The 24054-nt window shown below is 62.7% G+C and carries 20 protein-coding genes, 2 tRNA genes and 3 rRNA genes; 17 read left to right on the plus strand and 8 right to left on the minus strand.

Going from position 1 to position 24054, the window contains the following annotated elements:
* Positions 1-13: 13 nt before the first annotated feature.
* The 9 genes from AK36_RS18110 to AK36_RS18150 all read left to right on the plus strand — a co-directional run bounded on the left by AK36_RS18110 (position 14) and on the right by AK36_RS18150 (position 7871).
* Entirely contained in the window at positions 14-1504 is a 1491-nt protein-coding gene (locus tag AK36_RS18110) for an NADH-quinone oxidoreductase subunit M (RefSeq protein ID WP_011885525.1), read from the plus strand.
* Positions 1505-1540: 36 nt separating this feature from the next.
* The gene (nuoN, locus tag AK36_RS18115) at positions 1541-3004 is read left to right on the plus strand and encodes an NADH-quinone oxidoreductase subunit NuoN (RefSeq protein WP_172820461.1); all 1464 of its coding nucleotides are present in this window, start codon (positions 1541-1543) and stop codon (positions 3002-3004) included.
* Entirely contained in the window at positions 3004-3300 is a 297-nt protein-coding gene (locus AK36_RS18120) for a DUF2818 family protein (protein ID WP_011885523.1), read from the plus strand. The genes nuoN and AK36_RS18120 overlap by 1 nt, the downstream gene beginning before the upstream one ends.
* Before the next feature lie 41 nt (positions 3301-3341).
* Positions 3342-3932 (plus strand): NUDIX domain-containing protein, encoded by a 591-nt coding sequence (locus tag AK36_RS18125; RefSeq protein ID WP_014723354.1) that lies wholly within the window; start codon positions 3342-3344, stop codon positions 3930-3932.
* Between the two features lie 136 nt (positions 3933-4068).
* A complete protein-coding gene (locus tag AK36_RS18130) occupies positions 4069-4497 on the plus strand; it encodes a DUF1178 family protein (protein ID WP_011885521.1) in 429 nt (142 codons plus the stop codon).
* Between the two features lie 55 nt (positions 4498-4552).
* On the plus strand, positions 4553-5749 hold the full coding sequence (locus tag AK36_RS18135; protein ID WP_045578926.1) for an acyl-CoA dehydrogenase family protein: 1197 nt from the start codon (positions 4553-4555) through the stop codon (positions 5747-5749).
* 19 nt (positions 5750-5768) lie between these two features.
* Positions 5769-6902: an acyl-CoA dehydrogenase family protein gene (locus AK36_RS18140; protein WP_045578927.1), complete on the plus strand. Its 1134-nt coding sequence runs from the start codon at positions 5769-5771 to the stop codon at positions 6900-6902.
* Between the two features lie 34 nt (positions 6903-6936).
* Positions 6937-7398 carry a MaoC family dehydratase gene (locus AK36_RS18145; protein WP_011885518.1) on the plus strand — a complete coding sequence of 154 codons (462 nt, stop codon included), beginning with the start codon at positions 6937-6939 and terminating at the stop codon, positions 7396-7398.
* On the plus strand, positions 7395-7871 hold the full coding sequence (locus AK36_RS18150; protein WP_045578928.1) for a MaoC family dehydratase: 477 nt from the start codon (positions 7395-7397) through the stop codon (positions 7869-7871). Before AK36_RS18145 ends, AK36_RS18150 begins: the two co-directional genes overlap by 4 nt.
* 57 nt (positions 7872-7928) lie before the next feature.
* Here AK36_RS18150 and AK36_RS18155 read toward each other — a convergent pair whose 3' ends face one another.
* Positions 7929-8621 carry a glutathione binding-like protein gene (locus tag AK36_RS18155; protein ID WP_034194073.1) on the minus strand — a complete coding sequence of 231 codons (693 nt, stop codon included), beginning with the start codon at positions 8619-8621 and terminating at the stop codon, positions 7929-7931.
* A gap of 155 nt (positions 8622-8776) precedes the next feature.
* Positions 8777-9568, minus strand: a complete 792-nt coding sequence (locus AK36_RS18160) for an oxepin-CoA hydrolase, alternative type (RefSeq protein ID WP_011885515.1) — start codon at positions 9566-9568, stop codon at positions 8777-8779.
* 201 nt (positions 9569-9769) lie between these two features.
* Here AK36_RS18160 and AK36_RS18165 point away from each other — a divergent pair, with 201 nt between their 5' ends.
* On the plus strand, positions 9770-10426 hold the full coding sequence (locus AK36_RS18165; RefSeq protein ID WP_034194075.1) for a glutathione S-transferase family protein: 657 nt from the start codon (positions 9770-9772) through the stop codon (positions 10424-10426).
* A 41-nt stretch (positions 10427-10467) separates the two neighbouring features.
* On the opposite strand, the gene AK36_RS18170 is transcribed toward AK36_RS18165, so the two are convergent.
* A complete protein-coding gene (locus tag AK36_RS18170) occupies positions 10468-11640 on the minus strand; it encodes a pyridoxal phosphate-dependent aminotransferase (RefSeq protein WP_014723347.1) in 1173 nt (390 codons plus the stop codon).
* A gap of 33 nt (positions 11641-11673) precedes the next feature.
* On the minus strand, positions 11674-12171 hold the full coding sequence (locus AK36_RS18175) for a putative toxin-antitoxin system toxin component, PIN family (protein WP_011885512.1): 498 nt from the start codon (positions 12169-12171) through the stop codon (positions 11674-11676).
* 57 nt (positions 12172-12228) lie between these two features.
* Here AK36_RS18175 and yaaA point away from each other — a divergent pair, with 57 nt between their 5' ends.
* Both yaaA and AK36_RS18185 read left to right on the plus strand, forming a co-directional pair.
* Positions 12229-13011: a peroxide stress protein YaaA gene (gene yaaA / locus AK36_RS18180; RefSeq protein ID WP_014723345.1), complete on the plus strand. Its 783-nt coding sequence runs from the start codon at positions 12229-12231 to the stop codon at positions 13009-13011.
* 85 nt (positions 13012-13096) lie between these two features.
* Positions 13097-14251, plus strand: coding sequence for a M14 family metallopeptidase (locus AK36_RS18185; protein WP_011885510.1), 1155 nt, complete (start codon positions 13097-13099; stop codon positions 14249-14251).
* A gap of 84 nt (positions 14252-14335) precedes the next feature.
* Here the strand turns inward: AK36_RS18185 and AK36_RS18190 are convergent, their stop codons facing one another.
* The 4 genes from AK36_RS18190 to AK36_RS18205 all read right to left on the minus strand — a co-directional run bounded on the left by AK36_RS18190 (position 14336) and on the right by AK36_RS18205 (position 18110).
* Entirely contained in the window at positions 14336-14983 is a 648-nt protein-coding gene (locus AK36_RS18190; RefSeq protein ID WP_011885509.1) for a BspC domain-containing protein, read from the minus strand.
* A 122-nt stretch (positions 14984-15105) separates the two neighbouring features.
* A complete protein-coding gene (locus AK36_RS18195) occupies positions 15106-15780 on the minus strand; it encodes an energy-coupling factor ABC transporter permease (protein WP_043291379.1) in 675 nt (224 codons plus the stop codon).
* A gap of 76 nt (positions 15781-15856) precedes the next feature.
* Entirely contained in the window at positions 15857-16693 is an 837-nt protein-coding gene (locus AK36_RS18200; protein WP_045578929.1) for a response regulator transcription factor, read from the minus strand.
* Between the two features lie 199 nt (positions 16694-16892).
* The gene (locus AK36_RS18205; RefSeq protein ID WP_011885506.1) at positions 16893-18110 is read right to left on the minus strand and encodes a DUF2863 family protein; all 1218 of its coding nucleotides are present in this window, start codon (positions 18108-18110) and stop codon (positions 16893-16895) included.
* 564 nt (positions 18111-18674) lie between these two features.
* On the opposite strand from AK36_RS18205, the gene AK36_RS18210 reads away from it, so the two are divergent.
* The 5 genes from AK36_RS18210 to rrf all read left to right on the plus strand — a co-directional run bounded on the left by AK36_RS18210 (position 18675) and on the right by rrf (position 23948).
* Positions 18675-20207 (plus strand): 16S ribosomal RNA (locus AK36_RS18210).
* A gap of 64 nt (positions 20208-20271) precedes the next feature.
* Positions 20272-20348: transfer RNA gene (locus AK36_RS18215), tRNA-Ile, on the plus strand.
* Between the two features lie 90 nt (positions 20349-20438).
* Positions 20439-20514 (plus strand) — tRNA-Ala (locus tag AK36_RS18220).
* A 284-nt stretch (positions 20515-20798) separates the two neighbouring features.
* Positions 20799-23680 (plus strand): 23S ribosomal RNA (locus AK36_RS18225).
* A 155-nt stretch (positions 23681-23835) separates the two neighbouring features.
* A 5S ribosomal RNA gene (gene rrf, locus AK36_RS18230) occupies positions 23836-23948 on the plus strand.
* The 16S, 23S and 5S rRNA genes sit together here with 2 tRNA genes alongside, the layout of an rRNA operon.
* Positions 23949-24054: the final 106 nt, after the last annotated feature.

Genomic DNA, 24054 nt, shown 5'->3' on the forward strand with positions numbered 1-24054 from the left:
GGGGGGACAACTAATGCACGCTTTTCCGATTCTCAGTACCGCGATCTGGCTGCCGATCGTTTTCGGCCTCCTCGTGCTCGCGGTCGGTAACGACAAAAACCCGGGGGCGGCCCGCTGGCTCGCGCTGATCGGCTCGCTGCTGGGCCTCGCGGTCACGCTGCCGCTGATCACCGGCTTCGATTCGAGCACGGCCGCGCTGCAGTTCGTCGAGCAATCGACCTGGATCGAACGCTTCAACATCTCGTACCACCTCGGCGTCGACGGCATCTCGATGTGGTTCGTCGTGCTGACCGCGCTGATCACGGTGATCGTCGTGATCGCCGCGTGGGAGGTGATCACCGAGAACGTCGCGCAGTACCTGGCGGCCTTCCTGATCCTGTCCGGGATCATGATCGGCGTGTTCTCGGCGGCCGACGGCCTGCTGTTCTACGTGTTCTTCGAGGCCACGCTGATCCCGATGTACATCATCATCGGCGTGTGGGGCGGCCCGAACCGCGTGTACGCGGCGTTCAAGTTCTTCCTGTACACGCTGGCCGGCTCGCTGCTGATGCTGGTCGCGCTGATCTACCTGTACACGCAGACGCATTCGTTCGATCTCGCGACGTGGCAGAACGCCAAGATCGCGATGACGCCGCAGATCATGCTGTTCATCGCCTTCTTCCTCGCGTTCGCGGTGAAGGTGCCGATGTGGCCGGTGCACACGTGGCTGCCGGACGCGCACGTGGAAGCGCCGACGGGCGGCTCGGTCGTGCTGGCCGCGATCATGCTGAAGCTCGGCGCATACGGTTTCCTGCGCTTCTCGCTGCCGATCACGCCTGACGCGAGTCACTTCCTGGCGCCGGTCGTGATCACGCTGTCGTTGATCGCGGTGATCTACATCGGCCTCGTCGCGATGGTGCAGGCCGATATGAAGAAGCTGGTCGCGTATTCGTCGATCGCGCACATGGGCTTCGTGACGCTCGGCTTCTTCATCTTCAACCAGCTCGGCGTCGAAGGCGCGATCGTCCAGATGATCTCGCACGGCTTCGTGTCGGGCGCGATGTTCCTGAGCATCGGCGTGCTGTACGACCGCCTGCACTCGCGCCAGATCGCCGATTACGGCGGCGTCGTGAACGTGATGCCGAAGTTCGCCGCATTCGCGATGCTGTTCTCGATGGCCAACTGCGGCCTGCCGGGCACGTCGGGTTTCGTCGGCGAGTTCATGGTGATTCTCGCGGCCGTCCAGTACAACTTCTGGATCGGCTTCGGTGCGGCATTCACGCTGATCCTCGGCGCTGCCTACACGTTGTGGATGTACAAGCGCGTGTATTTCGGCGCCGTCGCGAACGACCACGTCGCGAAGCTGACGGACATCGGCCGTCGCGAATTCGTGATGCTGGCCGTGCTCGCCGCGTTCACGCTGCTGATGGGCCTGTATCCGAAGCCCTTCACCGACGTGATGCACGTTTCCGTGGAAAACCTCCTCTCCCATGTCGCGCAGTCGAAGCTGCCGCTGGCCCAGTAAGCGCGAGCGGAGGAACTCAAGATCATGAACGCACCTATGAATGTCCTGTTGCCTGACGCGCTGGTGATGGCCGCCATCATCGTCGCGTGGCTGAACGACACCTTTACCGGTGCCGCCGGCCGCCGCCTGACCTATCTGATCGCGGTGGTGGCGTCGGTCGTCGCCGGCGTCTGGTTTGCCGTGCAGGCGCTCGATCCGCATCAGTACTACTTCTTCTCGCGGATGGTCGTCGTCGACTCGTTCGCGAGCATGATGAAGGCCGTCGTATCGTTCGGCTTCGCGGTCACGCTCGTCTACTCGCGCAAGTACCTCGAAGACCGCGACATGTTCCGCGGCGACGTGTTCCTGCTGGGCATGTTCTCGCTGCTCGGTCAGCTGGTGATGGTGTCGGGCAACAACTTCCTGACGCTGTACCTCGGCCTCGAACTGATGTCGCTGTCGCTGTATGCCGTGATCGCGCTGCGCCGCGACGCCGCGCAGTCGAGCGAAGCCGCGATGAAGTACTACGTGCTGGGCGCGCTCGCATCGGGCTTCGTGCTGTACGGCATCTCGATGCTCTACGGCGCGACCGGCTCGCTCGAGCTCGGCGAAGTGTACAAGGCGGTCAGCGGCAACACCGACGCGGCCGTGCTGATGTTCGGCGTGATCTTCATCGTCGCCGGTATCGCGTTCAAGCTCGGCGCCGTGCCGTTCCACATGTGGGTGCCGGACGTCTATCAGGGCGCACCGACCGCGATGACGCTGTTCGTCGGCGGCGGTCCGAAGGTTGCCGCGTTCGCGTGGGGCCTGCGCTTCCTGGTGATGGGCCTGCTGCCGCTCGCGCAGAACTGGCAGACCGCGCTCGTGATCCTCGCCGCGCTGTCGCTGATCGTCGGTAACATCACCGGTATCGTCCAGCGCAACATCAAGCGGATGCTCGCTTACTCGGCGATCTCGAACATGGGCTTCGTGCTGCTCGGCCTGCTGGCCGGCATCGTGAAGGGCGACGCGGCCGCACCGGCGAACGCATACAGCTCGGCGATGTTCTACGCGATCGTCTACCTGATCACGACGCTCGGCTCGTTCGGCGTGGTGATGCTGCTCGCACGCCGCGATTTCGAAGCCGAAACGATCGACGACTTCAAGGGCCTCAACAAGCGCAGCCCGGTGTTCGCGTTCGTGATGATGGTCATGATGTTCTCGCTGGCCGGCATCCCGCCGACCGTCGGCTTCTACGCGAAGCTCGCGGTGCTCGAGGCCACGGTCAACGCCGGCCTCACGTGGCTCGCGGTGCTCGCGGTGATCACGTCGCTGTTCGGCGCGTTCTACTACCTGCGCATCGTGAAGCTGATGTACTTCGATGCACCGCAGGACGCGTCGCCGATCACGGGCGACTTCTGCAAGCGCACGATCCTGGTGGTCAACGGCCTTGCGGTCGTTGCGCTCGGCCTGGTTCCGAGCCCGCTGCTGACGGCTTGCCTGCAGGCGATTCGTCACACGCTGCAAACGCTGCCGCTGTAATGTCGGCAGCCGGCTGGTTCATCGTGCTGTTGGCGCTCCTGTGCGCCAACCTGCCGTTCCTGAATCAACGCCTGTTCGCCGCGGTGCCGATCGGCGCGGCGAAGAAGAGTGCGTGGATTCGGATCGGCGAGCTGATCGTGCTGTACTTCGTGGTCGGCGCGCTCGGCTTCTGGCTCGAATCGCGCGCCGGCAACCGCTTCGAACAGGGCTGGCAGTTTTACGCGATCACGTTCAGCCTGTTCATCGTGTTCGCGTTTCCCGGCTTCACGTTTCAGTATCTCGTCAAACGACGCTGACGGCTGCGGCCGTCGCGTGCTCATTTCCCCGGAGCCCGCCGATGGCCGAACTACCCAATCACGACGCCGCACTCACCGAAACCTGCCTCGACAGCGAGGCGATTTTCGACGGCGCATTCCTCAAGCTCAAGCGCGATACGGTGCGTCTGCCTGACGGCAAGCAGGCGACGCGCGAGTACGTCCAGCATCCGGGCGCGGTGATGGTGATCCCGTTGTTCGACGACGGCCGCGTGCTGATGGAAAGCCAGTACCGCTATCCGATCGGCAAGGTCATGGCCGAATTCCCGGCCGGCAAGCTCGATCCGAACGAAGGCGCGCTCGCGTGCGCGGTGCGCGAACTGCGCGAGGAAACCGGCTACACGGCTCGCGAGTACGTGTTCCTGACGCGCATTCACCCGATCATTTCCTATTCGACCGAGTTCATCGACCTGTACCTCGCGCGCGGGCTCACGGCCGGCGAGCGCAAGCTCGACGAAGGCGAATTCCTCGAAACCTTCACGGCGACGCTGCCCGACCTGCTCGAATGGGTGCGCACCGGCCAGATCTCCGACGTGAAGACGATCATCGGCACGATGTGGCTCGAGAAGGTGCTGTCCGGCAACTGGCCGCTCGGCGCGCTGCAGAACCCCTGAGCGGGCGTCGGCGGCGAGCCGGACACGGCGTTACAATCGCGTGACGCGCCGGCCGCCGGGCCGCGCGAAGCCGGTTTAGCACGGTCGTTCAAAAAAGCGCGATTTGCGCTACACTCGTCACACGCCCTGATTCAGCATGAAGGTCCTCGATTTACAGTGTCCGCACGGTCATCGGTTCGAAGGCTGGTTCGCTTCCGCCGATGAATTCGAAGCGCAGTTGTCTCGCAAGCTGGTCGAATGTCCGGTGTGCGGGACGACCGACATCAACCGGATGCCGTCGGCGCCGCGTCTGAACCTTTCGGGCGCGACGCAGGCGCAGCCGCAGCCGGCCGATCCGCGCGCGCTGCAGGCCCGGGCGATGCGGGCGCTGCGCGAGGTGCTGGAGAAGACCGAGAACGTGGGCGAGCGCTTCGCCGAGGAAGCGCGGCGCATCCATTATAACGAGGCGCCGGCACGCAGCATTCGCGGCGTCACGACGCCCGAGGATGCGCGCTCCTTGGTTGAAGAAGGCATCGAAGTGATGCCGCTGCCGATTCCCGCCGCGCTGAAAGAACCGCTGCAATGACCTTGTGCAGTGAGTCCTGGCCGGGCCGGACGGCCGCGGACAGGAGACACTGCGCATGGATCTGAATTACTCCCCCGCCGACGACGCATTCCGCGCCGACGTCCGCGCCTGGCTCGAGGCGAACCTGCCTCATGCACTGCGCGCCAAGGTACTCGACCATAAACGGCTGAACCGCGACGATTTCGCAAGCTGGCACCGCATCCTCGGCGAGCGCGGCTGGTCCGCGCCTGCGTGGCCGGTCGAGTACGGCGGCCCGGGCTGGAACGCGACGCAGCGACACATCTGGGAAGAAGAGTGCGCCCGCATCGGCGCGCCGATCGTGCTGCCGTTCGGCGTGTCGATGGTCGCGCCGGTGCTGATGAAATACGGCAGCGAAGCGCAGAAGCGCCACTACCTGCCGCGCATCCTCGACGGCACCGACTGGTGGTGCCAGGGCTATTCGGAGCCGGGTTCCGGTTCGGATCTCGCCTCGCTGCGCACGCGCGCCGAGCGCGACGGCGACCACTACGTGGTGAATGGCCAGAAGACCTGGACGACGCTCGGCCAATATGCGGACATGATGTTCTGCCTCGTGCGCACCGATTCGTCGGCGAAGAAGCAGGAAGGCATCTCGTTCCTGCTGATCGACATGAAGACGCCGGGCATCACGGTGCGCCCGATCATCACGCTCGACGAGGACCACGAAGTCAACGAGGTGTTCTTCGAGGACGTGAAGGTGCCGGTCGAGAATCTCGTCGGCGACGAAAACCGCGGCTGGACCTACGCCAAATATCTGCTGGGGCACGAGCGCACCGGCATCGCGCGCGTCGGCGCGTCGAAGCGCGAGCTGGCCTTCCTGAAACGCGTCGCATCGAACCAGCGCAAGAACGGCAAGCCGTTGCTCGCCGATCCCGTGTTCGCCGCGAAGGTCGCAGCGCTGGAGGTCGAGCTGATGGCGCTCGAGGTGACGGTGCTGCGGGTCGTGAGCCGCGAGACGAGCGGCAAGGGGCCGGGGCCCGAGGCGTCGATGCTGAAGATCAAGGGCACCGAGGTCCAGCAGGCGCTCACCGAGCTGATGTTCGAAGCGATCGGGCCGCTCGCCGCGCCGTTCGACATCCCGTTCCTCGACGGCGAGCGCGAGCACAGCGTCGCGGGCGACGACGACGCGGCGCCGCTCGCCGCGTACTACTTCAATTACCGGAAGACGTCGATCTACGGCGGTTCGAACGAGATTCAGAAGAACATCATCGCGCAGATGATTCTGGGGCTGTAACCAGGCAACGGAGACAACCATGGATTTCAGCTTTACCGACGAGCAGCAACAGTTCGCCGACGCGCTGCGCCGTTACCTCGGCGAGCAATACGGGTTCGACGCGCGGCAGGCGATCGTGCGCAGCGATGCGGGCGTATCGGAAGCGCAATGGAGCGCGTTCGCCGAGCTCGGCCTGACCGCGCTGCCCGTGCCCGACGCGCAAGGCGGCTTCGGCGGCGGCCCGGTCGACATGCTGGTCGCGATGCAGGAGCTCGGCCGTGCGCTCGTGGTCGAGCCGTACTGGGCGACCGCGGTCGCGGTCGAGGCATTGCGGGTCGCGGGCTCGGGCAGCGGCGACGATGCCGCGCTGCTGGAAGCGGTCGCGCAGGGGCACAAGCGGCTGGCCGTCGCATTCCACGAGCCGCACGCGCGCTACGAGCTGTACGAGCTCGGTACGCATGCGCACGAGCAGGGCGGCGCGTGCCGGCTGAGCGGCACCAAGTCGGTCGTCCAGCATGGCGCGCAGGCGCATGCGTGGATCGTGCCGGCGCGCGTCGACGGCGGCGGTATCGGCCTGTTCGTCGTCGAGCGCGACGCCGCGGGCGTGACGCTCACCGATTACCGGACCATCGACGGCCAGCGCGCCGCGACGATCGCGTTCGACGACACGCCCGCGCGGCAATTGGCGGGCGGCGTGCGCGATGCGGCCGCGCTCGAGCAGATTGCCGATTACGCGACGTTCCTGCTCTGTGCGGAAGCGGTCGGCGCGCTCGACGAACTGAACCGGGCGACCGTCGAATATACGAAGACGCGCGAACAATTCGGCGTGCCGATCGCGCGTTTCCAGGCGCTGCAGCACCGGATGGTCGACATGCTGATACACGCGGAGCAGGCGCGTTCGCTGACCTACCTGGCCGCGGTCCGATATGCGGGCGACGATGCCGACGCGCGGCGCAAGGCCGTGTCGGCGGCGAAGGCGCGCGTCGGCGCGGCCGCGCGCTTCGTCGGTCAGCAGGCCGTGCAGTTGCACGGCGGCATGGGCGTGACCAACGAGGTCGCCGCGGCGCACCTGTTCAAGCGGCTGTCGATCATCGAGACGACACTCGGCGACACCGATCATCACCTTGCGCGCATCGCGGCCCTGCCGGATTTCGCGCAAGCCGACGCGGCATGACGGTCACGCGCGAGCGTGGCACAGGAGAGACACAGTGGGAATCAGTTTCGAAGATCTGGAAGTCGGCAGTACCACCGAAATCGGACGCTATACGTTCGAAGCGGACGACATCAAGGCGTTTGCGCAACGCTACGATCCGCAGCCGTTTCATCTCGACGAGGAGGCGGGCAAGGCATCGCCGTTCGGCGGCCTGGTCGCGAGCGGCTGGCATACGTGTTCGGTATTCATGGGCCTGCTGATCGCGAAGCTCGGATCCGATTCGACCAGCATGGGCTCGCCCGGCGTCGACTCGATCAGCTGGCTCAAGCCCGTGCGCGCCGGTGACACGATCACGATGTATCAGAAGATTCGCGACAAGCGCGTGTCGGCGAGCAAGCCGGATCGCGGCATCGTGTCGACCGAATGGATCGGCGTCAACGGCGCCGGCGACACGGTGATCATCGTGCTCAGCAAGGTGATCTTCGGGTTGCGCGATCCGCAGGGAGCGAGCGCATGAGCGACGTCGCGTTGCCGCTGATCGCGTCGGCGCAGGCGCTGCGTGCGCTCGTCGGCGCCGAGCCGTTCGCGAGCGGCTGGGTCGAGATCGATCAGCGTCGCGTCGACGGTTTCGCCGACGCGACCGACGATCACCAGTGGATTCACGTCGATCCGGAGCGTGCGCGGCGCGAGTCGCCGTTCGGCGGCCCGATCGCGCACGGGTTCCTGACGCTGTCGCTGATTCCCGCGCTGATGACCGACGCGATGCGCTTCGAGCAGAAGATTGGCGTGAACTACGGTCTGAACCGCGTGCGGTTCCTGAAGCCGGTGCCGGTCGGTGCGCGCGTGCGTGCGCTGTTCGCCGTGAAGGAAGCAGCCGACGCCGCGCAGGGCGGCGTGCAGGTGACGTGGCGGGTGTCGATGCAGGTCGAGCAAGCCGATGCGCCGATGCTCGTCTGCGCGGCGGAATTCATCACGCTGCACTACTTCTGACGCTGCGGCGTGCGCTGCGGCAGCGCCGATGCCGCAGCGTTGCACGCGGCGCGTCGTTCAGTGCTTCGCGTATTGCGTCGCCCCGAACAGGATCTCGCGCGCCTTGTCGTCCTGCAGCGCCTTGCGCAGCGACGCGAGCACCTCGACGCCGCGCTGCACGGCCGGGCGCGCGGCGATCGCCTCGTGCCAGCGTTTCACGTTCGGCAGCTCGTCGAGCACGATGCCCTGGTTCTGCCACGAACGCGTCCACGGGAACGTCGCGATGTCGGCGATCGTGTACGTGTCGCCCGCCAGATATTCGGATTGCGCGAGGCGTTTTTCCATCACGTTGTACAGCCGCTTCGCTTCGTTCGTATAGCGATTGATCGCGTATTCGATCTTCTCCGGCGCGTACAGGCGGAAGTGATGCGCCTGGCCGAGCATCGGGCCGACCCCGCCCATCTGAAACATCAGCCATTCGAGCGTCGCGTAGCGCTCGGCCGGATCGGCGGGCAGGAACTTGCCGGTCTTCTCCGCGAGGTACACGAGAATCGCGCCCGATTCGAACAGCGAGATCGGTTTGCCGCCGGGCCCATCCGAGTCGACGATCGCGGGAATCTTGTTGTTCGGGCTGATCTTCAGGAACTCGGGCTTGAACTGGTCGCCTGCACCGATATCGACCGGATGCGCGTGGTATGCGAGGCCCGTTTCCTCGAGCATGATGTGGACCTTGTGACCGTTCGGGGTCGCCCAGCTGTAGACGTCGATCATCGTCAACTCCTTGGTTGCGTGCGCGAACACGGCGCCGGGAGCGCGCCGCGACAGGCGGCCATTACAGCACGGATCGGCGAGTGCTGCAGGCGCTGCCCTGCTTGCTCCTCGCCGCGGCCGCGGCAAGGCGGCCGGCACGTTGCGAACGCGCGCGATCAGCGCTTGTAATGCGGCTGACGCTTCTCCAGGAATGCGGTGATGCCTTCGAACGCGTCGGCGTGATGTAGCGCCGCGACGAAATGATCGCGCTCGGTCACGAGGTGTGCGTCGAGCGGCTGGGCGGTCGCGTCGTCGAGCAGTTGCTTGATGCGCGCAAGCGCGTTCGGCGAGACGCCGGCAAGCGAGTCGGCCCACGCGAGTGCGTCGCGCAATGCGGCGCCGGGCACCGCGAGCCGATTGACGATGCCGAGCGCATGCAGCCGTTCGGCCGCGATCGGTTTGCCTTCGAGCAGGATTTCGGCCGCGAGCGCCCGCGGCAGTGCGCGCGCGAGAAACCACGAGCCGCCCCCGTCGGGCGTGAGGCCGACGCGCGCGTACGACATCACGAACTTCGCGTCGTGCGCGGCCACGACCATGTCGCAGGCGAGCGCGAGCGAGAAGCCTGCACCGGCCGCCGCGCCTTCCACTGCGGCGATCACCGGCTTCGTCGACGCGCGGATCGCCGTCACCCACGCGGCGAGCTGATCGATGCTGTCGGCCTGACAGGACGGATCCTTCGAACGGTTGTCGAGCAGGCGGTTCAGGTTGCCGCCCGCGCAAAAGAAGCGATCGGCGCCCGTGAGCACCACGGCGCGAATCTCGGGATCGCGTTCGGCGGTCGCGAGCGCTTCGACGCCGGCCGCATACATGTCGGGATGCAGCGCGTTGCGCGCGCCGGGATTGGACAACGTGAGGACGAGCGTCGATTCGCTCTCGGGCGGCCGCGAAGCCAGCAGTTCGGCACTCATGCGAGTGTGTCTCCATCGAATGGCGCGGCGGCGGTGAGCCGCGCGTCGCGCGTGCGGACCGGCGGCTGCCGCAGCGGATGTAATGTCGTCGTGGCGGGCGGGAAACTGCTTTAGACTAGCACGAACGTGCTTTTCAGCGCGACGAATCCCGAGCCGGTCGGGCTCTGCCGCGACCGCGCCCACGCCACGAAGGAGGCTCCGATGCTGCAGTTGTGCGGTATTCCGTTGTCCAACTACTACAACAAGGTGAAGTTCGTGCTGCTCGAGCACGACATCCCGTTCGAGGAAACCAAATGCAGCCTGCCGATCAGCGATCCGGCGCTGCTGGCCGATTCGCCGCTCGGCAAAATCCCGTTCGTGAAGACCGAAGAGGGCGCGCTGTTCGAGTCGCAGGCGATCATCGAGTATCTGGCCGCGCGGCATCCGGACAAGGCGATCTTCCCGTCGGCGCCGTTTGCGGCCGCGAAGGTGCGCGAGCTCGTCGAGACGCTCGAGCTGTATCTCGAATGGACCGCGCGCGAGGTCTATACCGAGGCGTTTTTCGGCGGGAAGGTGAGCGACGCGATGAAGGCGCACGTCGAGAAGCGCCTGCCGCGCGCGATCGATGCGTTCAAGCGGCTCACGCAGTTTTCACCGTACGTGCTCGGCGATAGCTTCGGTCTTGCCGACATCGCCGCGTTCGTCCATCTGCCGGTGCTCGGGATGGCGACGAAGGCGATCTACGATCGCGATTTTCTCCTCGACGCGGGCATCGACTGGAAGGCGCACGCGAAGCTGGTGGGCGCACGGCCCGCCGCGCAGCGCGTGGCCGCCGACCGCAAGGCGTACGTTGAAGCGGCAAACCTCGCGCGTTCGTAAGCACGGCCCGGCCGCCCGCGCGGCTCGCGGCGGCGCCCCGGTTACAGGCGCGCCAGCCGTTCCAGTGCGGACGCGAGCGTGCTCTCCTGTTTGGCGAAGCAGAAGCGCACGACGCCCGATTCGTGCGGCGCGTGATAGAACGCCGACACGGGAATGGCCGCCACACCGATCTCCGCCGTGAGCCACTTGGCGAATTCCGCTTCGGACACGTCGCTGATCGCCGAATAATCGACGCACTGGAAGTACGTGCCCGTGCACGGCAGCAGCTTGAAGCGCGTACGCTCGAGGCCGGCCCGGAAGAAGTCGCGCTTCTTCTGATAGAAGTCGGGCAGCGTCAGATACGGCGCCGGGTCGCGCAGATAATCGGCGATCCCCACCTGCATCGGCGTGTTCACCGTGAACACGTTGAACTGATGAACCTTGCGGAATTCCGCGGTCAGCGCGGCCGGCGCCGCGACGTAGCCGATCTTCCAGCCGGTCACGTGGAAGGTCTTCCCGAAGCTCGACACGATGAAGCTGCGCGCGGCCAGTTCGGGATAGCGCGCGACGCTCTCGTGCCGCGCGCCGTCGTAGACCATGTGCTCGTACACCTCGTCCGACAGGATCAGCACGTTGGTGCCGCGCACGATCTCCTCGAGCCTGCGCAGGTCCGCCTCGCGCCACACGGTGCCGGTGGGGTTGTGCGGCGTATTGATCAGGATCATGCGCGTCTTCGGCGTGATCGCGGCGGCGAGACGGTCGAACGGAATCGCGTAGTCGGGCGCGTCGAGCGTGACGAACACCGGCTTGCCGCCGGCGAGTTCGATCGACGGCAGGTAGCTGTCGTAGGTCGGCTCGATCACGATGACCTCGTCGCCCGGATGCACCGCGCAGAGAATCGCCGTGAGCAGCGCCTGCGTCGCGCCGGCCGTCACCGTGATCTCGGTGGCGGCATCGTAGCGCCGGCCATACAGGTGTTCGATCTTGTCGGCGATCGCGCCGCGCAGCGACGCGACGCCCGCCATCGGCGGATACTGATTGTGGCCGTTGCGCATCGCGGCCGCGACCGCGTCGACGATGCGCGGGTCGCAGTCGAAATCGGGGAAGCCCTGGCCGAGGTTGACGGCGCCTTTTTCGGCGGCGAGCGCGCTCATGACCGTGAAGATCGTCGTGCCGACGTTCGGCAGGCGCGAAGGGAAAACGGGAGCGGTGGGCATGTCGGAAGGAGCGTTCATCGATACGGTCGCAAGCGGTTGGCGCCGGGCCGTTCAGGCCGGCGTGGGAGTGGTGGCCGACGCGGTGTCGAGTGCGCACGCTTCGGCAAACGGCGCGGGCTGCGCGATCCGGAAGCCGAAGTCGCGCGCGGTGCGTTTCGCGAGCTTGAGCAGCGCGCGATCCTTCGACACGAGCCAGTCGGCCTGTGCCGCGCGCGCGAGTTCGAGAAACTTCTGGTCGTCGCGGTCCTTGCACTTCGGCAGCGGCGGCGCGTCGGCCGCAAGCGGCGGCGGCTCGACGAGGCTCGCCAGGCGCGCGACGATCGCGAGCGCTTCGGTCTTGTCGATCGCGCGAGCCTGGAACTGCGGGTAGTCGAGCACGAGCGTGAGTTCGTTCAGGCAGCGGCTGTCGATCACGGCGGCGAGCGTGCCGTGTTCGAGCGCGGCGCGGATCGGGCGCGTGGCAGGGTCGTCGAATACGAGAATGTCGATCCAGACGTTCGAGTCGAGCACGACGCGGTGCGCGGCATGCGGGGCGAGTGAGCGGGTCATTCGTTACAATCGGTGGTTTTCGTCTGACCGCAAGGCACGGCGTGCCAGCGAGCCTCTATGATAATCGTTCTCTCTCCCGCCAAATCTCTCGACTACGACACGCCCGCCCACGTCCCGTCCTACACGCAGCCCGCCTTCGTCGACGATGCCTCGGAGCTGATCGACGGCCTGCGCAAGCTGTCGCCGCAGGACATCGCGACGCTGATGGACATCTCCGACCCGCTCGCGCGCCTGAACTTCCAGCGCTACGCGGACTGGTCGCCGACCTTCACGCCGGCCAACGCGAAGCAGGCCGTGCTCGCATTCAACGGCGACGTGTACGAGGGGTTCGATGCGAAATCGCTGTCGGCCGCGGATCTCGACTACGCGCAGCAGCACGTGCGCGTGCTGTCGGGCCTGTACGGGCTGCTGCGGCCGCTCGATCTGCTGCAGCCGTACCGGCTCGAAATGGGCACCCGTTTCGCGAACGCACGCGGCAAGGATCTGTATGCGTTCTGGGGCGACCGGATCACGCGCGCGCTGAACGAGCAGCTCGAGACGCGCAGCGGCGCGGCGCGCGTGTTGATCAACTGCGCGTCGACCGAGTACTTCAAGTCCGTCAAGCCGAAGCTGCTGGCCGCGCCGGTCGTCACGCCGGTGTTCGAGGACTGGAAGGGCGGCCGCTACAAGATCATCAGCTTTCATGCGAAGCGCGCGCGTGGCCTGATGGCGCGCTACATCGTCGAGAACCGCATCGCCGAGCCGGCGGCGCTGAAGGATTTTGCGCTGGAAGGCTACGCGTTCGACGCAGCGGCGTCGAACGATTCGACTTACGTATATCGCCGGCGCATCGGCGAGTGAGCTTGCCGGCCGTTCACGAGACGGCCGGTCCATGGACGACCCCGGGCGCGGCAATCCGCCGTTGCGCTCGACACTGGAGAGACAGATGACCCTTTCGATCACCAGCAATTTCGATGCGGGCGCGATCGACGTCGTGTCGTGCGAGCGCGCGGACGCGATCCGGCTGCGCGTACGCGGCGACAGCCGCTCGGAGTTCGCGCAATGGTTCTACTTCCGGTTGACGGGCGCACGCGGCGAACGCTGCGTGATGTCGTTCGAAAATGCAGCGGAATGCGCGTATCCGGCGGGGTGGCGCAACTACCACGCGGTCGCGAGCTACGACCGCGTCGACTGGTTCCGCGTGCCGACGACGTTCGACGGCAAGACGATGACGATCGACCATACGCCCGAATTCGACAGCATCTACTACGCGTATTTCGAGCCGTACTCGGAAGAGCGGCACGCGGCGTTTCTCGGCGCGGTCCAGCAGTTGCCGCAGGCGAGCGTCGTCGAGCTCGGCCGCACGGTCGAAGGCCGGCCGATGTCGCTGCTGACGCTCGGCACGCCGGAGCTCGACGGCGTGCCGAAGAAGAAGGTGTGGATCATCGCGCGCCAGCATCCGGGCGAGACGATGGCCGAGTGGTTCGTCGAAGGGCTGGTCAAGCGGCTTGCCGGATGGGGCGATTGGTCCGGCGATCCGGTGGCGCGCAAGCTGTACGACCGCGCGACGTTCTACATCGTCCCGAACATGAATCCGGACGGCAGCGTGCACGGCAACCTGCGCACCAACGCGGCGGGCGCGAACCTGAACCGCGAGTGGATGGCGCCCGATGCCGAGCGCAGTCCCGAAGTGCTGGCCGTGCGGGATGCGATCCATGCGACCGGTTGCGACATGTTCTTCGACATCCACGGCGACGAGGATTTGCCGTACGTGTTCGTCGCGGGTTCCGAGATGCTGCCGAGCTTTACCGATCAGCAGCGCATCGAGCAGGCCGCATTCATCGATGCGTTCAAGGTGGCGAGCCCGGACTTCCAGACCGAGCACGGCTACGCGGCGAGCAAGTACCGGGAAGACGCGCTCAAGCTCGCGTCGAAGTACATCGGTCATCACTTCGGCTGCCTGTCGCTGACGCTCGAGATGCCATTCAAGGACAACGCGAACCTGCCCGACGAGCGCGTCGGCTGGAACGGCCAGCGCAGCGCGGCGCTCGGTGCGGCGATGCTCGCGGCGATTCACGCGCAGGTGGAAGCGTTCGCGTAAGCGCAGGGTCGGCACGATGAAAAAAAGCCGGCGCATCGTGCGATGCGCCGGCTTTTCTGCTTCTGTCGTTGCCGCTCCGTCGTATCAGGACTTCTTCGCGGTCTTTTTCTTGACGGCTTTCTTCGTGCCGCTCGATTTCTTCGTTGCTGCGGCCTTTTTGCCGGTGCGGCCGGACGCCTTGACCTTGCCGCGGTGCGACTTGCCCTTGAACTTCTTCGACGACGACGACGGGCGCTCGACGTGCGCCTTCAGCGGCGGCACCGGGTCGTTCCAGCTGAACGCCAGCATTTGCTGACCGACGTAGCCGCAACGGAACTTCAGCGGTGTCGGGTCACTGCCGTCACTGTGGACGCCGAGACCGTCGACGGTGACGATGTTGTCGACCTTCACGCGTTGCTTGCCCTGATCGAACGAATCGTTCCACGGCGTGATCGTCGCGTTGCCGCTTTCGAATGCGTTCGGCGCGAAGTCGACGCGGTCGAATGCCGACGACGTACTGGCGATGAAGCTGCCGTGCGCCGCACAATCGGCGACGATCGGATCGGCATGCATGTCGTTGACGAACTTGTTGATCAGTTCGGAGCGCTGGTCGAGGAGGTCGGCGAATACCGGTGCCGGAAGCGCAAGCGACAAGCCCGCGACACAGGCTGCCAGCTTGCCGAGCGCCCGAACGATCCGGAGCGAGGCAGAAGTGCTGTCCATCTGGTTATTGGTGAGGAGCGAATGAGGCATCGGGCAGGTATAGAGGCCCGGTGAAGATCAGGAGTTCAATCTTAGCGTAAAAAAGTTGTGCGGCCTTAGATGCCGTACTCTGCCGCGCTGCGCAATACGACCCGGCGCACGGCGCGTGCCGTTTACGCCCGCGGACCGCCGAGGCGATAGCGCCGGACGTCGAACGTCGTCACCCACGCGGGCCGATAGACGGCGATCAGTGCTGTCGCCATGCCGGTGAACCACGCTTCACCGAGCGCGAGCAGTGCGGTGTTGAGCAGATAGCCGGCCGGAATCACGACGGGCACGCCGTCCGCCAGCGCGAGCTGCACGCCGGCCGCAGCCGCGGCGACCGAGATGATCGCGATGGCCGGTGAGAAAAAGCCCTGGCCGATGATGAACGACGCGAGGTTATGCGGCAGCCACGCGATGGCGGCGCGCTGCAGCACCGCGGACACGGCGACGGGCAGCGCGCCGTACACCAGATAAGTGAGGCCGATGCCTTGCCATGGCGCATCGAAGACCACTGCGGCGATGCACGTGACCACGCCCATCGCAACCAGCGCGAGCGTCCAGTCGAACAGCGTGACGAGCAGCGTCGCGCCGAGCAGATGCATGACGATGCCGTCTTCGAGCCATGCATTCGACGCCCACAGGACGGTGATCGCGGTGACGAGCGCCAGCCACACGTGCTGAAGCGTCGCGTCCTGCAGACGAATGAATGGGCGCTTCCAGATCGCGAGCGCGAGCAGCATCGCGGCGGCGATCCAGCCACCAACACCAACCCAGAGCGGAAGCGGTGTGAAGAGAAAACCCATGGCTTCCATATTACTCGTTGAGCATCAAAGCTGGGAATTCGCGAATGCCGACCGTCGCAATATCGATACTGTCCGACTAACGCTCGCGCCGAAACCGTACGCTCGGCTCGGCTGCGATCGGCAGATCGTGGGGGCCGGCGTTCGCCGCGGGCGACGGATAGCGGCGATCGTTCCGGTGCTTGCGCAGCGGAATCGGGCCGCGCTCGCCGATGGCGGGTTTGCCGGCCCGGTCGCGGTTGGCCAGCAACACCTCGAGATGCGGCGACAGCCAGCCGTTGTAGATCGCCACCGCGGCCGCCCGGTTTGCGGCGCCGAGCTGCTGGAAGATGCTGGCGAGATGGATTTTCACCGTGCCCTCGCTGATGCCCAGCGTCCGGGCGATCATCTCGTTCGTGCTGCCCATGTGGACGAAGCGCATGATCTGCGCCTGTCGCGGCGATAGCAGCCCGCTCGGCGGGCGGCGCGGCAACGTGCCGGCGAGCGTCTGGAAATGGGTGTCGTTGCGTGTCCCGGCAGGCGAGGGCAGCAGGCTCAGCGCGATGGGGGGAATGTAATGTCCGCCGAGCAGCACGATTTCAAGTGCGCGCACGATCAGATGTGGCCGTGTGGCGTGCGGGATCACGCCGGCGACGCCGTAGTCGTAGAACCGCTGGATGGCTGCCGGCGTCGACTCGTCGACCATCACCGCAACGGGCGTCGGCGAGCACGCGCTGCAGAGCGCCTGCAGTTCACCGTGGCGGCCGACATCCGGCCAGTTGATCGCGACCAGGTCGAAGCGCTCGGTGCGCAGCAGCCGACGCGCCTGGAAACCGTCGGGCGCATCGTTGATGGTGGCGTGACGGTCGATCTGTCGTAGCAGCACCTTCAGTCCGTCACGCCGTTCGGCGTCTGAGTTCAGCACCAGGAACCGCATATCCAACCTCCATGAGATGAGTCGTTGATCCGCCGTCGGCATGTCTTCGATCCGATAGTGACAAAGACCTTACACGATGTCTGCTTGGCTGAAAGGCTTAGGAGAAGTCTGAAATTTGGACGGGAAGGCGCGCCGGTGCGAAAAAAAGCCGCTCCGGCAGAAACCGGAGCGGCTTCGGGCAGGTGGCCCGCGGCGTGGTTCAGTGAAAGTGCGGCTGGGCGGGAGAGGCGTCTTCCGGCATTTCCGCATGGACGATTTCGCCGAGCGGATCCGCATAGAGCGGCACACCGCAGTCGTCGCAATACTCGGGCTCGAAACGGCCTGCGTGCCGTCGGACGTCGGTTACACCGCATTCCTTCAGCAGACTCACGATCTCCTCGAGCGGGCCCTCGATCGGCGCCTCGCCTTCGAGCGTCGCGTTGTCGGTCGACACGTCGCCGTTCTCGCGACCGTAGAGCGGCCACACGACGCCATAGATCACGTCGTTGCTCGCCCTTCGCGTAAAGCCCACGCGGTACTCGTCGATCCGGCGTTCGCCGAAGCCTGCGACGACGGCGCGCAGTTCCTGCGGAGCCGCACCAAGTGTGTCGAAAAGATAACGAATGGCCGTTCGGACGGTGTGCGGACGGATTCGTTCGTCTGCATCACGGCATGCCGAATAGTACGCGTCCGGAAGCAGGCATTCGAACTCGCAGCCGGGAAGGGCGATCGACAGGTTCGGGCCGCCTTGGGCGGTCCATTGCTCGAGGCACTGGCCGCGCTCGATGCGATTGCCGTGTTCTTCTTCCTGCCAGCGGAACAGCGGCGCGCCGGCCGGCGCGGCGACGACGGCGAGCAGGAAGCGTGGATCGGCAAGAATCGGTGACGTTTCCGGCAAGTCGCCGAAGCTCAGCTTGGCGGCGTGCTGCCCGATCGCCGCATGCGCGAGTTGCTGCGCGAGCCGGTACGTTTCGACGTGGTGCCGCGGCAACTGGTCGATGCTGTACAGGAATGGGGCTAGGCCGACCCGCGTGCCGCTTGCGAGCACGTGCGCTTGCAGGTGCGCACGCAGTGCATCGGCGACGTCGCCTTTCAGCGGCCCCGACGGAATCATGTAGCGCGTCCAAGCGAGCACGGGCACGGCGACGAGCAGCGCATCGTACGGTTGGCCATCGTGCTCGATCACCAGCGACTCGCTGTGGGTCTCGGCCATGTCGGCGAGCGCCCCGTATGCGTCGGGGTGATTCTGTTGCAGATGGTCGAGTGCGGCGTCGAGCGTCGTCTGGTTGCCGTTGCGAACGATCTTCGCGAGCAGCGCATCGAGCTTCGCTTCCCAGAAGCGATCCTCGATGCGGCTGCCCGAGGCAAAGAGCGCAAGCGACAGGCCGACCAGTTTGTCGGCATCGGGGGGGAGGCGTTTGGCGATTCGCTGGCGCATATTAAATACATATAAAGGGGCGAAGAACCTCACATTCTAGTCCGTTCTTCGCACCTTAAGCGCCATCGTGCCCGGGCATGCCTCCGGGCCGGCGCCGGGAAGACGAAGAAAAGTTCGTCAAACCCCTTGCGCGATTGCCGTGAGCTGCATAGAATCACGCCTCTTTCGCGCTACCGGAAACGCGGCGCGGAAGGAAGAAGGGAAGCGGTGCGGTTGGGGTGGTTGTAGTGACCCGAACGCACACGAAGCTGAACCCCTCACCGTCGCAGCGAAGCAGTTCAAAAAGTTGTTGACGAGTGAAGAAAGACGGTTCATAATCTCGCTTCTCTGCTGCTGAAAACGCAGCGCTGCTGAGAAACACGAAGTTCCTCGCAGAAATGCTCTTTAAAAATTAACAGCCGATAAGTGTGGGCGCTTGATGGAAGCGGGCTGATCTTCGGATCAGAAAGCGAAAGTATCAAGAGTCTCACACTAAAGTAAGTCAGGTTTATGAAGAGATTCATATACCTGTCAGCTTTGAGTGAGCGACCGGTTCTTAACGGAACCGAAAACAGTAACAGGTTTAAACTGAAGAGTTTGATCCTGGCTCAGATTGAACGCTGGCGGCATGCCTTACACATGCAAGTCGAACGGCAGCACGGGTGCTTGCACCTGGTGGCGAGTGGCGAACGGGTGAGTAATACATCGGAACATGTCCTGTAGTGGGGGATAGCCCGGCGAAAGCCGGATTAATACCGCATACGATCTAGGGATGAAAGCGGGGGACCTTCGGGCCTCGCGCTATAGGGTTGGCCGATGGCTGATTAGCTAGTTGGTGGGGTAAAGGCCTACCAAGGCGACGATCAGTAGCTGGTCTGAGAGGACGACCAGCCACACTGGGACTGAGACACGGCCCAGACTCCTACGGGAGGCAGCAGTGGGGAATTTTGGACAATGGGCGAAAGCCTGATCCAGCAATGCCGCGTGTGTGAAGAAGGCCTTCGGGTTGTAAAGCACTTTTGTCCGGAAAGAAATCCTTGGCTCTAATACAGTCGGGGGATGACGGTACCGGAAGAATAAGCACCGGCTAACTACGTGCCAGCAGCCGCGGTAATACGTAGGGTGCAAGCGTTAATCGGAATTACTGGGCGTAAAGCGTGCGCAGGCGGTTTGCTAAGACCGATGTGAAATCCCCGGGCTCAACCTGGGAACTGCATTGGTGACTGGCAGGCTAGAGTATGGCAGAGGGGGGTAGAATTCCACGTGTAGCAGTGAAATGCGTAGAGATGTGGAGGAATACCGATGGCGAAGGCAGCCCCCTGGGCCAATACTGACGCTCATGCACGAAAGCGTGGGGAGCAAACAGGATTAGATACCCTGGTAGTCCACGCCCTAAACGATGTCAACTAGTTGTTGGGGATTCATTTCCTTAGTAACGTAGCTAACGCGTGAAGTTGACCGCCTGGGGAGTACGGTCGCAAGATTAAAACTCAAAGGAATTGACGGGGACCCGCACAAGCGGTGGATGATGTGGATTAATTCGATGCAACGCGAAAAACCTTACCTACCCTTGACATGGTCGGAATCCTGAAGAGATTCGGGAGTGCTCGAAAGAGAACCGGCGCACAGGTGCTGCATGGCTGTCGTCAGCTCGTGTCGTGAGATGTTGGGTTAAGTCCCGCAACGAGCGCAACCCTTGTCCTTAGTTGCTACGCAAGAGCACTCTAAGGAGACTGCCGGTGACAAACCGGAGGAAGGTGGGGATGACGTCAAGTCCTCATGGCCCTTATGGGTAGGGCTTCACACGTCATACAATGGTCGGAACAGAGGGTTGCCAACCCGCGAGGGGGAGCTAATCCCAGAAAACCGATCGTAGTCCGGATTGCACTCTGCAACTCGAGTGCATGAAGCTGGAATCGCTAGTAATCGCGGATCAGCATGCCGCGGTGAATACGTTCCCGGGTCTTGTACACACCGCCCGTCACACCATGGGAGTGGGTTTTACCAGAAGTGGCTAGTCTAACCGCAAGGAGGATGGTCACCACGGTAGGATTCATGACTGGGGTGAAGTCGTAACAAGGTAGCCGTATCGGAAGGTGCGGCTGGATCACCTCCTTTCCAGAGCTATCTCGCAAAATTGAGCGCTCACGCTTATCGGCTGTAAATTTAAAGACAGACTCAGGGGTCTGTAGCTCAGTCGGTTAGAGCACCGTCTTGATAAGGCGGGGGTCGTTGGTTCGAATCCAACCAGACCCACCATTTGTCTGACGTGTCGGTGATCGTTAGCGCTTTAGCGCTTACGAGTACCCCAAGCCGACCGGCTGAAATACCTGAGGCATCTGTACTCATGGGGGCATAGCTCAGCTGGGAGAGCACCTGCTTTGCAAGCAGGGGGTCGTCGGTTCGATCCCGTCTGCCTCCACCAATCCTCAATGACAAGCGTTCGACGCGTCGAGCTTTTGTCATTGGCGATTGAGCCAGTCAGAGTGATATGAGTAACACCATATCGGCTGTCGTTCTTTAACAATCTGGAAGAAGTAAGTAATTTGGATAGCGGAAGCGTCTTGAGATGGACGTGAAAGCTATCCGGGTTGTGATTGTATCGATGTATCTCAAAATGATTCGAACTCTATGTTCGACTCAATTGGAATACGGCACAACGCGAGAACTCAACCTGTAGCGACTGTCGATGAGACAGACTCGTTATAGGGTCAAGCGAACAAGTGCATGTGGTGGATGCCTTGGCGATCACAGGCGATGAAGGACGCGGTAGCCTGCGAAAAGCTACGGGGAGCTGGCAAACGAGCTTTGATCCGTAGATGTCCGAATGGGGAAACCCGGCCCTTTTGGGTCATCCTGGACTGAATACATAGGTCCAGAGAAGCGAACGCGGTGAACTGAAACATCTAAGTAACCGCAGGAAAAGAAATCAACCGAGATTCCCAAAGTAGTGGCGAGCGAAATGGGATGAGCCTTGCACTCTTTATTTGTATTGTTAGCCGAACGCTCTGGAAAGTGCGGCCATAGCAGGTGATAGCCCTGTAGGCGAAAACAGTATGAAAGAACTAGGTGTGCGACAAGTAGGGCGGGACACGTGAAATCCTGTCTGAAGATGGGGGGACCATCCTCCAAGGCTAAATACTCGTGATCGACCGATAGTGAACCAGTACCGTGAGGGAAAGGCGAAAAGAACCCCGGGAGGGGAGTGAAATAGATCCTGAAACCGCATGCATACAAACAGTCGGAGCCTCGTAAGGGGTGACGGCGTACCTTTTGTATAATGGGTCAGCGACTTACGTTCAGTAGCAAGCTTAACCGTATAGGGCAGGCGTAGCGAAAGCGAGTCCGAATAGGGCGTTCAGTTGCTGGGCGTAGACCCGAAACCAGGTGATCTATCCATGGCCAGGATGAAGGTGCGGTAACACGTACTGGAGGTCCGAACCCACTAACGTTGAAAAGTTAGGGGATGAGCTGTGGATAGGGGTGAAAGGCTAAACAAACCTGGAAATAGCTGGTTCTCTCCGAAAACTATTTAGGTAGTGCCTCGTGTCTCACCTTCGGGGGTAGAGCACTGTCATGGTTGGGGGGTCTATTGCAGATTACCCCGCCATAGCAAACTCCGAATACCGAAGAGTGCAATCACGGGAGACAGACATCGGGTGCTAACGTCCGGTGTCAAGAGGGAAACAACCCAGACCGCCAGCTAAGGTCCCCAAATATAGCTAAGTGGGAAACGAAGTGGGAAGGCTAAAACAGTCAGGAGGTTGGCTTAGAAGCAGCCACCCTTTAAAGAAAGCGTAATAGCTCACTGATCGAGTCGTCCTGCGCGGAAGATGTAACGGGGCTAAGCTATATACCGAAGCTGCGGATGCGTGCTTTGCACGCATGGTAGGAGAGCGTTCCGTAAGCCTGCGAAGGTGCCTTGTAAAGGGTGCTGGAGGTATCGGAAGTGCGAATGCTGACATGAGTAGCGATAAAGGGGGTGAAAGGCCCCCTCGCCGTAAGCCCAAGGTTTCCTACGCAACGTTCATCGGCGTAGGGTGAGTCGGCCCCTAAGGCGAGGCAGAAATGCGTAGCTGATGGGAAGCAGGTCAATATTCCTGCACCATTGTTAGATGCGATGGGGGGACGGATCGCGGAAGGTTGTCCGGGTGTTGGAAGTCCCGGTCGCTGCATTGGAGAAGGCACTTAGGCAAATCCGGGTGCGCAATTCAAGGGTGTGGCGCGAGCTCCTTCGGGAGCGAAGCAATTGGAAGTGGTTCCAAGAAAAGCCTCTAAGCTTCAGTCTAACGATGACCGTACCGCAAACCGACACAGGTGGGCGAGATGAGTATTCTAAGGCGCTTGAGAGAACTCGGGAGAAGGAACTCGGCAAATTGGTACCGTAACTTCGGGATAAGGTACGCCCTTGTAGCTTGACTGGCCTGCGCCAGGAGGGTGAAGGGGTTGCAATAAACTGGTGGCTGCGACTGTTTAATAAAAACACAGCACTCTGCAAACACGAAAGTGGACGTATAGGGTGTGACGCCTGCCCGGTGCCGGAAGATTAAATGATGGGGTGCAAGCTCTTGATTGAAGTCCCGGTAAACGGCGGCCGTAACTATAACGGTCCTAAGGTAGCGAAATTCCTTGTCGGGTAAGTTCCGACCTGCACGAATGGCGTAACGATGGCCACACTGTCTCCTCCCGAGACTCAGCGAAGTTGAAGTGTTTGTGATGATGCAATCTACCCGCGGCTAGACGGAAAGACCCCATGAACCTTTACTGTAGCTTTGCATTGGACTTTGAACCGATCTGTGTAGGATAGGTGGGAGGCTATGAAACCGGAACGCTAGTTTCGGTGGAGCCGTCCTTGAAATACCACCCTGGTTTGTTTGAGGTTCTAACCTTGGCCCGTGATCCGGGTCGGGGACAGTGCATGGTAGGCAGTTTGACTGGGGCGGTCTCCTCCCAAAGCGTAACGGAGGAGTACGAAGGTACGCTAGGTACGGTCGGAAATCGTGCTGATAGTGCAATGGCATAAGCGTGCTTAACTGCGAGACCGACAAGTCGAGCAGGTGCGAAAGCAGGTCATAGTGATCCGGTGGTTCTGTATGGAAGGGCCATCGCTCAACGGATAAAAGGTACTCTGGGGATAACAGGCTGATACCGCCCAAGAGTTCATATCGACGGCGGTGTTTGGCACCTCGATGTCGGCTCATCTCATCCTGGGGCTGTAGCCGGTCCCAAGGGTATGGCTGTTCGCCATTTAAAGAGGTACGTGAGCTGGGTTTAAAACGTCGTGAGACAGTTTGGTCCCTATCTGCCGTGGGCGTTGGATATTTGAAGGGGGCTGCTCCTAGTACGAGAGGACCGGAGTGGACGAACCTCTGGTGTACCGGTTGTCACGCCAGTGGCATCGCCGGGTAGCTATGTTCGGAAGAGATAACCGCTGAAAGCATCTAAGCGGGAAACTCGCCTTAAGATGAGATATCCCTGGGGACTAGATCCCCTTGAAGGGTCGTTCGAGACCAGGACGTTGATAGGTCAGGTGTGTAAGCGCAGTAATGCGTTCAGCTAACTGATACTAATTGCCCGTAAGGCTTGATCCTATAACAAGTCTGCCTTGTAGATCGGCGCCGTGCGAAAGCACTGGCCGCGATCCAGAGCGACATGTTGTATTCTCGTGTGTGATACACACAACTCAAGATTACTGCTTCTTCCCAGATTGGTTCTGTTGGCCACGCCAGCAGAACAACCCTCTTTGCCTGATGACCATAGCGAGTCGGTCCCACCCCTTCCCATCCCGAACAGGACCGTGAAACGACTCTACGCCGATGATAGTGCGGATTCCCGTGTGAAAGTAGGTAATCGTCAGGCTCCCTAAGCCAGGAACCCCCGCCCGAAAGGCGGGGGTTTTTGCATTGGCGCGGCAGAAAGAGCACTCGGCCAGGTGCATCGGCTTTCGAATCGGCGGGATCGAACG

This window comes from Burkholderia vietnamiensis LMG 10929 (assembly GCF_000959445.1).
Lineage (GTDB): Bacteria > Pseudomonadota > Gammaproteobacteria > Burkholderiales > Burkholderiaceae > Burkholderia > Burkholderia vietnamiensis.